General features: G+C 37.2%; 9 protein-coding genes. All 9 read left to right on the forward strand.

The genetic code is table 11. From position 1 onward, the window contains the following. Positions 1-172 precede the first annotated feature (172 nt). The 9 genes from DS031_RS08660 to mutL all read left to right on the forward strand — a co-directional run bounded on the left by DS031_RS08660 (position 173) and on the right by mutL (position 12,776). Complete coding sequence (locus DS031_RS08660; RefSeq protein ID WP_113805649.1) at positions 173-1,093, forward strand: dipeptidase; 921 nt, start codon at positions 173-175, stop codon at positions 1,091-1,093. A 212-nt stretch (positions 1,094-1,305) separates the two neighbouring features. Next, positions 1,306-3,051, forward strand: coding sequence for a 2-oxoacid:acceptor oxidoreductase subunit alpha (locus DS031_RS08665; RefSeq protein ID WP_113805651.1), 1,746 nt, complete (start codon positions 1,306-1,308; stop codon positions 3,049-3,051). After that, positions 3,052-3,918, forward strand: coding sequence for a 2-oxoacid:ferredoxin oxidoreductase subunit beta (locus DS031_RS08670; RefSeq protein ID WP_113805653.1), 867 nt, complete (start codon positions 3,052-3,054; stop codon positions 3,916-3,918). It abuts the gene before it with no gap. 153 nt (positions 3,919-4,071) lie between these two features. Beyond that, complete coding sequence (gene miaB / locus DS031_RS08675; RefSeq protein WP_113805655.1) at positions 4,072-5,622, forward strand: tRNA (N6-isopentenyl adenosine(37)-C2)-methylthiotransferase MiaB; 1,551 nt, start codon at positions 4,072-4,074, stop codon at positions 5,620-5,622. Then, positions 5,619-6,038 carry a YlbF/YmcA family competence regulator gene (locus DS031_RS08680; protein ID WP_113805657.1) on the forward strand — a complete coding sequence of 140 codons (420 nt, stop codon included), beginning with the start codon at positions 5,619-5,621 and terminating at the stop codon, positions 6,036-6,038. Before miaB ends, DS031_RS08680 begins: the two co-directional genes overlap by 4 nt. A gap of 223 nt (positions 6,039-6,261) precedes the next feature. Beyond that, positions 6,262-6,831 (forward strand): outer spore coat protein CotE, encoded by a 570-nt coding sequence (locus tag DS031_RS08685; RefSeq protein ID WP_113805659.1) that lies wholly within the window; start codon positions 6,262-6,264, stop codon positions 6,829-6,831. A gap of 99 nt (positions 6,832-6,930) precedes the next feature. After that, positions 6,931-8,139, forward strand: a complete 1,209-nt coding sequence (locus DS031_RS08690; RefSeq protein WP_113805661.1) for a putative amidoligase domain-containing protein — start codon at positions 6,931-6,933, stop codon at positions 8,137-8,139. A 50-nt stretch (positions 8,140-8,189) separates the two neighbouring features. Beyond that, positions 8,190-10,826 carry a DNA mismatch repair protein MutS gene (gene mutS / locus DS031_RS08695; protein WP_113805663.1) on the forward strand — a complete coding sequence of 879 codons (2,637 nt, stop codon included), beginning with the start codon at positions 8,190-8,192 and terminating at the stop codon, positions 10,824-10,826. An 18-nt stretch (positions 10,827-10,844) separates the two neighbouring features. Continuing rightward, on the forward strand, positions 10,845-12,776 hold the full coding sequence (gene mutL / locus DS031_RS08700; protein WP_113805778.1) for a DNA mismatch repair endonuclease MutL: 1,932 nt from the start codon (positions 10,845-10,847) through the stop codon (positions 12,774-12,776). The last annotated feature ends 3 nt before the right edge of the window (positions 12,777-12,779 follow it).

A 12,779-nucleotide genomic window follows, 5' to 3' on the forward strand; every position in this document is an offset into this window, starting at 1 on the left:
ACCCGTTTATCGGCTTGTGACCTCGAGCTGATGGTGCTTGAAGCTGGACAAAAAGCTTATACGCATATCTTTCACAAAAGCCTGTTTGTTCACACTGAACAAACAGGCTTTTTGTATCAAAGAAAAGTCATTATTATTTTCATATAAATTTAAAAAGGGAAGGTGATAAACAATGAATATTTTTGATGCGCATTGTGATGTTCTCTATAAAATGTGGAGAAATAAAAAAATTAACTTTCAGTACGATCAGCGTTTGCATGTTGATTATGAGAGTTTACTGAATACTGGAAAAAAAAATATTCAATGTTTTGCAATTTATATTCCAGAAAGCGTTCATGAACAAATGCAATTTCAAACAGCACTTGAAATGATCGATATTTTTTATCAAAAAATCCTTTCCAAAAAACTTATTAAATTGGTTCAAAATAGAAATGATATTGAGGAGTTAAAAGATGGTGAAATTGGAGCAGTCCTAACATTAGAAGGATGTGAAGCAATTGGACAAGACCTTACAAAGCTGCGTACGTTGTTTCGATTAGGAGTTCGCTCAGTAGGATTAACATGGAATTATTCAAATGCGGTTGCAGATGGAGCTCTAGAGCCTAGAGGAGGAGGTCTAACGAGGTTTGGAAGGCATGTTGTACAGGAAAATAATGCTCATCATGTATGGACAGACGTTTCGCATCTGAGTGAACAGGCATTTTGGGATGTGATAGAGTTAGCGGACTATGTTATTGCCTCTCATTCAAATGCAAAAGCGCTCTGCCATCATCCAAGAAATTTAACGGATCAACAGATAGATGCGCTTCTAAAAAAAGATGCTTCAATAGGAGTAACATTTGTACCTGAATTTTTAAAAGAAGGAGGTACAGCAGGTATAAAAGATGTTTTATTACATATTGATCATATTTGCGCGCTTGGAGGGGAGAAGAAGCTTGGATTTGGTTCAGATTTTGATGGAATTGAAAACACCTTAATTGATTTAAAACATTATCGGGATTATGAGCGGCTTATTGAAGAACTGTTAAAACATTATTCTGAAAAACTTGTTGTTGGATTTTTATATGAAAACTTCAAAAAACGTTTTCAATAGCTTGAAAAAATAAAAAAATGAAATTTTTCCTTCAAAAATTGTGCAGAAGGGTTGAAATTTTGCCCTATTAGGATTATCATTGTATTCGATTAGTAAATAAAAACTCTTAAATATTACTAAAGCAAAATGTATAATCGTATAAAAAATGGAATTAAAATGCTAGACTAATTGTTGTTGAGGTTGGACTAAAGAACTAAAGGGGTGGAGATCTCATGGTAGATCAACTTTCATGGAAAGTTGGCGGTCAACAAGGGGAAGGTATTGATAGTACAGGTGAAATTTTTGCAATTGCATTAAACCGCATGGGCTATTACCTATACAGTTACCGTCATTTTTCTTCAAGAATTAAAGGTGGACATACAAATAATAAAATTCGTGTAAGTACAAAACAAGTGCGTTCGATTTCAGATGATCTTGATATTTTAGTTGCCTTTGACCAAGAAACAATTGATGTGAATGCACCCGAGCTTCATGAGGAAGGCATTATTATTGCTGACGCAAAATTTAATCCAGTTAAGTCAGATGAAATAAAAGCGAGAATGTATGCGGTTCCATTTACAGAAATTGCAAATGAGCTCGGTACATCACTGATGAAAAACATGGTAGCAATTGGGGCAACCAGTGCAGTATTGGGATTTGATCCTGAAGAATATCTTGAAGTCGTTGAAGAAATATTTGGCCGTAAAGGACAAAAAATTGTTGAAAAGAATATGGAAGCGATTCGTCAAGGTGCCGAGTATTTTAATAAAGAAGCAGGCGGAAAAATTGAAGCACTTCAATTAGAAAAAGCAGACGGAAAAAGACGTATGTTTATGATTGCCAATGATGCAATTGGTTTAGGAGCTCTTGCTGCTGGTTCTCGTTTTATGGCAGCATATCCAATTACCCCGGCTTCTGAGATTATGGAATACCTTATTAAAAAGCTTCCTGAGTTTGGTGGTACGGTTATTCAAACAGAGGATGAAATTGCGGCAGCTACAATGGCTATTGGTGCAAACTATGCAGGTGTTCGTGCTTTTACAGCATCAGCAGGACCTGGACTTTCATTAAAAATGGAAGCACTCGGTTTAGCTGGAATGACAGAGCAGCCAATTGTTGTCATTGATACACAGCGCGGCGGTCCGAGTACAGGGCTTCCTACAAAGCAGGAACAATCTGATTTAATGGCGATGATTTACGGAACTCATGGTGAAATTCCAAAAATCGTTATGGCGCCGAGTACAGCGGAAGAAGCGTTTTATGATACAATTCAGGCTTTTAATTTAGCAGAAGAGTATCAATGTCCTGTTATTGTTGTAACAGATCTGCAGCTTTCACTTGGTAAACAAACGGTAGAACCGTTAGACTACAGTAAAATAGATATTTCACGCGGAAAGCTTGACTTAAATCTTGAAATTCCAGAAAGTGAAGACAAAGCATACTTTAAGCGTTATGAAGTAACAGAAGACGGGATTTCACCACGCGTTGTACCAGGAATGAAAAATGGTATTCACCATGTAACAGGGGTGGAGCATGATGAAACTGGTAAACCATCAGAAGTAGCAGCAAACCGTCAAGCGCAAATGGATAAACGGATGCGTAAGCTTAATAACGTTCAAAAGCGCTTTGAAACACCTGTTTATAAAAATGCACCTCATGAAGAAGCAGATATTTTACTAGTAGGTTATATTTCCACAAGAGGCGTTATTGAAGAGGCAATGCCGCGTTTAGAAGCAGATGGTTTAAAAGTAAATCATGCTCATATTCGTCTCATTCATCCGTTCCCAAGCGATGAATTAAAGCCGCTGATTAATTCAGCGAAAAAAGTCGTTGTGGTAGAAAACAATGCGACGGGGCAGCTTGCAAGCCTTATCAAGATGAATGTTGGAAATGCTGAAAAAATTCACAGCCTCTTAAAATATGATGGTAATCCGTTTTTACCAAAAGAAGTTCATAACAAATGCAAGGAGCTGTTCTAAATGGCAACATTTAAAGATTTTCGTAACAAAGTAAAACCTAACTGGTGTCCGGGATGCGGTGACTTTTCCGTTCAAGCTGCTATTCAGCGTGCGACTGCTAATGTTGGTTTAGAACCCCAAGACTTGGCAGTAGTATCAGGAATTGGCTGCTCTGGCCGTATTTCTGGTTATATTAATTCCTATGGTTTTCACGGCATTCATGGGCGTTCATTACCAATTGCCCAAGGTGTAAAAATGGGTAACCGTGATTTAACTGTTATTGCTTCGGGTGGTGATGGTGACGGCTTTGCTATCGGAATGGGGCATACCATTCATGCAATCCGCCGTAATATTGACATTACGTATATTGTAATGGACAATCAAATTTACGGATTAACAAAAGGGCAAACCTCACCAAGAAGTGAGATGGGTTTTAAAACAAAAAGTACACCAAAAGGTTCAGTCGAGTCTGCACTTTCCGTAATGGAAATGGCGCTTACTGCTGGTGCAACATTTGTTGCTCAAAGCTTTTCAAGTGACTTAAAAGAATTAACAGCTCTTATTGAACAAGGTCTGCAGCATAAAGGTTTTTCATTAATTAATGTATTCAGTCCGTGTGTGACGTATAATAAAGTGAACACATATGATTGGTTTAAAGAGAATTTAACAAGTCTGGCAGAGATTGACGGCTATGATCCACAAAACCGCATCACAGCGATGCAAACATTAATGGAAAACAATGGTCTTGTCAAAGGACTTATTTATCAAGATAAAACGAAAAAGTCTTATCAAGAACTTGCGCATGGTTATAGTGAGAAACCGTTGGTGCATGCAGATTTAACGCTTCAAGAAGATAAATTTAATGAGTTAGTTTCAGAGTTTATGTAAAAGGTAAAAGATCCCCCTAGCATTTATGTTAGGGGGATAATTTTTGCAAGCGTTGGTTATAGTAATAACTTTGTAAAAAACGAAATGTTTGTTATAAAATAATTATGTTATAATATGAAACTGTGATTCATAAATGAAAGGAGTAGGTAATAAATGAACGAACAACAACGTTTACATCAAACAGGCAACTCGGCTGAAAAGTCTCTGGACAAAAAATCCAGTCAAAAGACTACGGCTGATTTTGCGAAATATTTTGAAAGTACCTATCAACAGCCATCTTTAAAAGATGCAAAGAGGCGTGGAAAAGAAGAAGTACAAATTCATCGTGATTTTTTGATTCCTGATGATATGAAAAACATTGGGAAAGGAAAGAAGTTTTATATTCGCACGTATGGCTGTCAAATGAATGATCATGATTCGGAAGTAATGGCAGGGATTTTATTTCAAATGGGATATGAAGCAACAACAGACACCGAAACAGCCGATATTATTTTATTAAATACATGTGCCATTCGCGAAAATGCAGAGAACAAAGTATTTGGTGAAATTGGTCATTTAAAGCCAATGAAGCGGGAACGCCCTGATTTAATTATCGGTGTTTGTGGATGTATGTCTCAAGAAGAATCGGTTGTTAATAAAATTTTACAAAAACATCCGCAAATTGATTTGATTTTCGGTACGCACAATATTCATCGCCTGCCGCAGCTTGTAAAAGAGGCAATGTACAGTAAAGAAATGGTTGTAGAAGTATGGTCAAAAGAAGGAGATATTGTTGAAAACCTTCCACGTGCCCGTAAAGGTAATATTCAAGGTTGGGTTAATATTATGTATGGCTGTGATAAATTCTGTACGTATTGTATCGTTCCTTATACACGCGGAAAAGAGCGCAGTCGTGAACCTCGTGATATTATTGAGGAAGTACGAGAACTCGCTCGTCTTGGTTATAAAGAAGTTACACTGCTAGGTCAAAACGTAAACGCATATGGAAAAGATCTAGAAGGTAAGTATGGATTAGGCGATTTAATGGATGAAATCCGTAAAATTGATATTCCTCGTGTTCGTTTTACAACAAGTCATCCAAGAGACTTTGACGACCACTTAATTGAAGTGCTTGGAAAAGGTGGAAATCTTGTTGAGCACATTCATTTGCCGGTCCAGCACGGCAACTCTGATGTCTTAAAATTAATGGCTCGTAAATATACGAGAGAACAGTATTTAGAGCTTGTTCATAAAATTAAAGAAACAATTCCAAATGCAGTTTTAACAACAGATATTATTGTCGGCTTCCCTAATGAAACAGAAGAACAATTTGAAGAAACGCTTTCATTATACAAAGAAGTAGGCTATGATATTGCTTATACATTCATCTATTCACCGCGTGAAGGAACACCTGCTGCAAAAATGCAAGACAATGTACCGCTGGAAGTGAAGAAAGAACGCCTGCAGCGCCTAAACAAACTTGTAAACAACATGGCACTAGAGAAAAATAAGAAATATGAAGGTCAAATTGTTGAAGTGCTTGTAGAAGGTGAAAGTAAGAAAGACCCAGAAGTGCTCACAGGTCATACACGCGGCAATAAAGTAGTGAACTTTAGAGCGCCAAAATCGTTCATTGGCGAGTTAGTAAATGTTCGGATTACAGAAGCAAAAACGTGGACACTTGACGGTGAATATGTGAAAGATGAGGCTGAGGTGACACTATGACATATACACGCGCAGAAATAATCGAAAAAGCACAGGATTTAGCTAAAATGATTGCAGCAACAGAAGAGGTAGACTTTTTTAAACGTGCAGAAGAACAAATTAATCAAAATGCAAAAGTGCAGCAGCTAATCTCTAAAATTAAAAAATATCAAAAAGAAGCAGTAAACTTACAGCACTACAAAAAGCATGAAGCTTTAAAACAAGTAGAAGAAAAAATTGATCAACTTCAAGAAGAACTAGATCAAATACCGGTTGTCAGAGAATTTAAACAGTCTCAAACTGATGTAAATGACATCCTTCAGATTGTCGCTTCAACAGTTTCTAATACGGTAACAGATGAAATTATTAAATCAACCGGCGGAAACATTCTGCAGGGTAAGACGGGTTCTGCTCAATCAAACGGCTGCGGATTATAAAAAGAATCTTTCATTTCACTGATGGTATCATATGATGCCATCAGCTTTTTTTGTATAACCTTAAAATTTCATATACTAAAATATTAGGAAAAATAAAAAATTTCCGTAAACCATTTTCACTCTTCATCATAGGATAGAGATAGGCATGATAAAACTTATTCGCACAATAGTCATTTGTCCTGCATAAGATGGCAATGAAGAGTTGAAAAGGAGGTATGATCCAATGTCTTTTATAGACAATGATAATTACAGAGAGATTATCACCAAAGCAGTTTGTGGAAAAGGTCGCAAGTTTTCTCAAGCGACACATACGATTACACCGTCCCATAAACCAACGAGTATTTTAGGGTGCTGGATTATTAATCATGCATATAAAGCAGGAAAACACGGGGATTGTGTTGAGGTAGAAGGAAGCTATGACATTAACATTTGGTACTCTTACAGCAAGAATACGAAAACAGAAGTTGTCACGGAAACAGTCAAGTATAAAGATTTAATTCCGTTAACCATTCATGATGAAAATTGTATTCAAGATGAGTTAGATGTAATTGTTCGTGCGATTCAACAGCCAAATTGTCTTGAGGCAACCATCGCTCCAAATGGTCATAAAATTGTTGTGCAGGTAGAAAGAGAATTTAAGGCGGAGGTAATTGGTGAAACAAAAGTATGTGTTTATGTAAATCCTGAAGGATGCATCAGCGACATTGATGATAAGCAGTGGGACTATGATGTGGAAGATGAAGAATTTGAAGATTTAGAGCCAGACTTTTTATTAGGTGAGCTTGAGGAATAATAGTTTTTGTTACCGGGAAGAAGGGAAACCTTCTTCCTAATTTTTATCGTGCGTAAACTCACTCGATTTATTCAAGATTGCTGGAAATGCGGTGATTGTATGGAAATACAAAAAATAATGGGGAATTTTCATGAAATACTTCACTATGAAAAGAGCACTGAAATAAACTTTTCAGCATTAAAAGCACATCAGTGTTCGATCATAAAAAACTTTGATTCAAAAAGAGTAGCAATTAAAGTAAGAAATTTTCATTTTGAAGCACTTGAAGTCTTTCTATATATACCGGATGGAGCAACATCTATAAAAAGAAAGATAGACTGGCAAAAAGCAGCTAATTGCAGTGGACTTTATGGTTTGAAAGAAGGAATCGAACAAGCTTTAAGAATTTTATATTATTTAAATATACCGCTTGGAGAGTGTGTTCTTCAGCGAATGGATGGCAAGAAATTTTCAGTGTATAGTGTACAAGAAAGGCTTCTTTACAATGTAACGTCTTATGAAAAAAACACTATTATTGCATTTATTAATCGGTATCAAGAATCCAAGCAGCTCACATATGGAGCGGATATTGAGGGGCTGGTGTATCATAAAGAACGAAACAAGTGGATTGCAGCAAGTGCGTTATTAGCAGAAGATCATAACATTGGTTGGGATGCAGCAGCTGTGATGCAAAAACAAAAAGTTGTTCACCCTATTTTAGAATTAAGGCCCCAACCGGGCATATCAGCATCCCAATTATTTACCCATTTACTTCAATTATACAAGCCCTTTTCTATTCTGTTAAAAGAAAACGGAATGAAATTAATTGGAGGAGCTAATCCTTATAAATATTTCTTCTTAGGGAGTCACCTTCATATAGGGAATAAACCGCCTACATTTAAACATGCGGCATTATTGGATGCTTATATAGGTCTTCCAATGGCCGTTATCGATTATAATGATCCAACTTCTAGAAGGGTAGCATTTGGTCAGCTTGGTGCCGTTCGTCAAAATGATTTTAACGGATTTGAATACCGCACGTTATCTTCGATTGGCGAACATATCCTGGAGTCGAAACCATTGTTTGAGATGTTCGCTTATATAAACGAAAATGCAGCTGCACTTCCTTTACTTAAACCATCTCTTTCTATAATTTTTGCCTATTATCAGCATCAGCGAAAAGAGCTGTTTTACTATTTAAGGACATGTAGGAAATTTATGAAGGATAATATTCAAAGGAAAGACTATGATTCTTTTGTTCGCCCTTTTTATGACTGGATAGAACTTTTGTATCGAAGGAAATCAATGAATGATAAAAACAATCTGTGATATAATAGCGGTGCAAAAAGATTAGAAATAAACAATGTTGGAGGAACATTATGGCAAAGTATACGCCTATGATACAGCAATATCTTCAAATTAAGGCACAATACGAAGATGCCTTTTTATTTTTTCGTTTAGGGGATTTTTATGAAATGTTTTTTGAGGATGCAAAACGCGCCTCACAAGAACTAGAAATTACATTAACAAGCAGAGATGGGGGAGGGCAAGAGCGCATCCCAATGTGCGGAGTACCTTATCATTCTGCCGAAAACTATATTCAACAGTTATTAGCCAAAGGCTACAAAATTGCAATTTGTGAGCAAACGGAAGATCCTAAGCAGGCAAAAGGTGTTGTAAAACGAGAGGTTGTTCAGTTAATTACACCAGGGACTGTAATGAACGGCTCGCTTATTGAAGAAAAAGAAAATAATTACATTGCTTCGATCTCAGATTTTAAAGATGGAAGCTTTGGCTTTGCATTGTGTGATTTAACCACAGGAGAAGGACGCGTTACGCTCCTTACAGGAGAATGGCAGGATGTTCTTCAGGAATTTGCTGCAGCGCAGGCAAAGGAATGCATTCTTGAACCTGGGCTGGATGATACGTATAAAAAAGACTTAACAGAAAGATTTCAAGTGACATTATCCTATGAAGAAAATAGTACAATGACAGACGGATTAAAGCCGCTTGTAGAAAAACTGGAGCAGGAAAAGTTAACCATTACATTTGGGCGGTTAATCAATTATTTACTGCGTACACAGCAGCGATCTTTAGAACATCTTCAGGCTGCTGAATATTATCAGCCGGAAGCATTTATGAAGCTTGATATTCATTCAAAGCGCAATTTAGAACTAGTAGAAACGATTCGAACAAAAGGAAGAAACGGCTCGCTGTTATGGCTTTTAGATAAAACGGTAACCGCGATGGGCGGACGACTTTTAAAACACTGGATTGAACGTCCACTATTAGATTGTGAAGTTATTACCGTGCGTCATCATGTAGTGGAAACATTCATCGAACAGTTTTTTGAGCGAGAGGAAATTCGCGAGCTGTTAAAAGGGGTTTATGATTTAGAGCGTTTAGCAGGAAAAGTAGCATTCGGCAACGTAAATGGACGCGATCTTATTCAATTAAAAAAATCTCTCCAACAGCTTCCGATTATTATTGAAACCGTGAAAAAGCTTAATAATCCTTATTGTACACGTTTAGCGGAAGCGATTGATCCTTGTGAGCCATTAGCTGCTTTACTTGAGAGAGGTTTAAAAGAAGAAGCTCCTTTATCTGTGAAAGAAGGAAATATGATTCGAGATGGTTTTAACGAACAGCTTGATCAATATCGTGATGCAAGCCGTAATGGAAAAACATGGATTGCTCAGCTTGAGCTGCAGGAAAAACAGAGCACAGGCATTAAATCGCTTAAAATTGGCTATAACAAAGTGTTTGGCTATTACATTGAAGTAACAAAGGCAAATTTGCATCTTTTACCAGAGGGACGTTATGAACGAAAGCAAACATTAACAAATGCCGAGCGTTATATAACACCTGAGCTAAAAGAGAAAGAAACATTAATATTAGAAGCTGAGGAAAAAATTGTTGATTTAGAATATGAACTGTTTATGCAAATAAGAGAAGAAGTAAAAACATATATTCAAAGCTTACAAGAGATTGCCAAAAAAGTCAGCGAACTTGATGTTCTGCAAAGCTTTGCGACAATTAGTGAAGAACAGCAATATGTGAAACCGCAGTTTTCAAAGCGAGAAATCCAAATTATTTCAGGTCGTCATGCTGTTGTTGAAAAAGTAATGGATCGTCAGCTTTATGTAGCAAATGATGTATATATGAATGAGGAACGCGAGCTTTTATTAATTACAGGTCCTAATATGTCTGGTAAAAGTACGTACATGCGTCAATTAGCACTAACGGCGATTATGGCTCAAATTGGATGCTTTGTTCCGGCCGAGGAAGCTGTTCTTCCGGTTTTTGATCAAGTGTTTACGAGAATAGGAGCTGCTGATGATTTAGTAGGCGGACAAAGTACGTTTATGGTTGAGATGCTTGAAACAAAACACGCGTTGTCAAAAGCAACGCAAAACAGTTTGATTTTACTTGATGAAATAGGTCGGGGCACATCCACTTATGATGGAATGGCGCTTGCACAAGCGATTATTGAATATATTCATGAAAAGATTGGCTGTAAAACGCTTTTCTCTACGCATTATCATGAATTAACGGCGCTTGAGAAAGAGCTGAACCAATTAAAAAATGTCCATGTAAAAGCAGTCGAAGAAAATGGACAAGTTGTTTTTCTGCATAAAGTTCATGATGGAGCTGCAGATAAAAGTTACGGCATTCATGTTGCGAAGCTTGCTGATCTTCCTGATCAATTAATCGATCGCGCGCAGGAGATCTTAATTCAATTTGAAAATGGTAAACAAGAGCTTTCTCCTGTTCCACACATCCAAACAGAAGAAAGCAATCGTAAAGAAGATACTATTGAAAAAGATGCATCCCAAACTGCAGAAGAACCAGCGCAGCTTTCATTGTTTGAAGCTGAAGATAAGAGCGTGAAAAAGAAATACAGCTCACAAGAAGAGCAGCTTAGGAAAGCTCTTTTAGACATTAACTTATTAGATATGACCCCACTTGATGCGATGAATACACTATATGAACTTCAAAAAAAAGTAAAAAAATAAAAGGAAGAGGTGATGGCAGTGGGCAAGATCATTAAGTTGGACGAGCACCTGTCCAATAAAATTGCAGCGGGAGAAGTTGTAGAGCGGCCTGCCTCTGTTATAAAAGAACTTGTTGAAAATGCCATCGATGCAAATAGTACCAGAATAGAAGTAGAAATAGAAGACGGTGGATTAAGCTTAATTCGTCTTACAGATAATGGAGAGGGTATGGACCGAGAAGATTGTGAACTTGCTTTTCATCGCCATGCAACGAGTAAGATTAAAAACGAGCATGATTTGTTTCATATTCGAACACTTGGATTCCGTGGGGAGGCATTGCCTAGTATTGCTTCTGTTTCAAAACTTGAATTAAAAACGAGTACAGGAGACGGTCCTGGTACGTACGTATTAATTCAAGGCGGAACTTGGAAAGAAGTAAAAACAACAAGCAGCCGAAAAGGAACAGAAATTACCGTTACGAATTTATTTTATAATACACCAGCACGTCTAAAATATATGAAAACTGTCCAAACTGAATTAGGCAATATTACAGATGTTTTAAATCGGCAGGCACTTGCCCATCCTGAAGTGGCATTTCGTCTCGTTCATAACGGAAAAAGAGTACTGCAAACAAATGGCAGCGGAGACTTGCTCCAAGTTATTGCAGCAGTCTACGGAATTTCAACGGCAAAACAGATGATTTCTATTTCAGGGCGCTCGCTCGATTTTGAAGTTGATGGCTTTCTTGGAAAACCGGAAATTACAAGAGCCTCAAGGCAGTATATTTCTATTTTTATAAATGGCCGTTATTTAAAAAATTATCCGATCTTTAAAGCGATTCAAGCAGGCTATCATACGCTTCTTCCAATTGGACGATACCCAATTGCGGTTCTTAATATAAACATGGATCCAACGCTAATCGATGTAAATGTTCATCCTTCTAAACTAGAAGCAAGGTTAAGTAAAGAAGAAGAGTTAACTGCGCTTATTGAAGACAGCATTAAAGCGGCATTTAAAAAAATACAGCTTATTCCCGAGCCTGTAAAACCACGTGAGGAAATTAAAAAGATCGCTGCAAATTCGCAAAAACCCGAACAGCAGTCCATTCAATTTCAGCATTTATTTAACAGAATAAATAATGAAGAGCAGGACACGACTGCAGAAAAAAAAGGGCTGGTTAGGAGTATTCTTTTTAACGAAGCAAAGAAAGATAATGACTTAAGAGATTTACAAGATTTAGAGAAAGTTAAAAGTACAAGCAGTAAAACAGAGCCTGAAGTCTTTGAAGAATATGATGAACAAGCAGGAGATGAGCAGGACACGACATATGAAGAGCCTATTCAATATGCTGAGGATATACATGAAAAGGAAGAGGAGGAACCGAAACATAGAATCCCTCCATTATATCCAATTGGTCAAATGCATGGCACCTATATTCTTGCTCAAAATGAAAACGGCTTGTATATTATTGATCAGCATGCTGCACAGGAGCGCTTAAAATATGAGTATTACCGAGAGAAAGTTGGACAGGTTCATGCTGAAGTGCAGGAGCTTTTAGTGCCGCTCACATTTGAATTTAGTAAGGCGGAAGCAGCGATTATTGAAGAGCATCTTGAACAATTGAAATCCGTTGGTGTTTTTCTTGAACCATTTGGGGGTAATACGTATATTGTTCGTTCTCATCCGCAGTGGTTTCCGCGCGGGCAAGAAAAAGAAACAATCGAAGAAATGATTGAACAAGTGATTGCAGCTAAAAAGGTCGATGTTAAGAAAATGAGAGAAGAAGCGGCCATTATGATGTCATGTAAAGGGTCAATTAAAGCAAATCGTTATTTAAGGGATGATGAAATTTTTTCACTCTTAGAATCACTTCGAAAAGCAATTGATCCATTTACATGTCCTCATGGACGACCGATACTTATTCACTTTTCCACCTACGATATGGAAAAGCTGTTTAAGCGGGTAATGTAGAAG

Origin of the sequence: Bacillus taeanensis, from assembly GCF_003318295.1 — a bacterium.
GTDB classification, from domain to species: Bacteria; Bacillota; Bacilli; order Bacillales; family UBA6769; genus Maribacillus; species Maribacillus taeanensis.

Bases quoted from the DNA above. Each gene is read 5' to 3' on its own strand.
- DS031_RS08680 (WP_113805657.1), top strand. From the start codon at position 5,619: ATGACATATACACGCGCAGAAATAATCGAAAAAGCACAGGATTTAGCT.
- DS031_RS08670 (WP_113805653.1), top strand. From the start codon at position 3,052: ATGGCAACATTTAAAGATTTTCGTAACAAAGTAAAACCTAACTGGTGT.
- DS031_RS08665 (WP_113805651.1), top strand. From the start codon at position 1,306: ATGGTAGATCAACTTTCATGGAAAGTTGGCGGTCAACAAGGGGAAGGT.
- miaB (WP_113805655.1), top strand. From the start codon at position 4,072: ATGAACGAACAACAACGTTTACATCAAACAGGCAACTCGGCTGAAAAG.
- DS031_RS08660 (WP_113805649.1), top strand. From the start codon at position 173: ATGAATATTTTTGATGCGCATTGTGATGTTCTCTATAAAATGTGGAGA.
- DS031_RS08690 (WP_113805661.1), top strand. From the start codon at position 6,931: ATGGAAATACAAAAAATAATGGGGAATTTTCATGAAATACTTCACTAT.
- DS031_RS08685 (WP_113805659.1), top strand. From the start codon at position 6,262: ATGTCTTTTATAGACAATGATAATTACAGAGAGATTATCACCAAAGCA.
- mutS (WP_113805663.1), top strand. From the start codon at position 8,190: ATGGCAAAGTATACGCCTATGATACAGCAATATCTTCAAATTAAGGCA.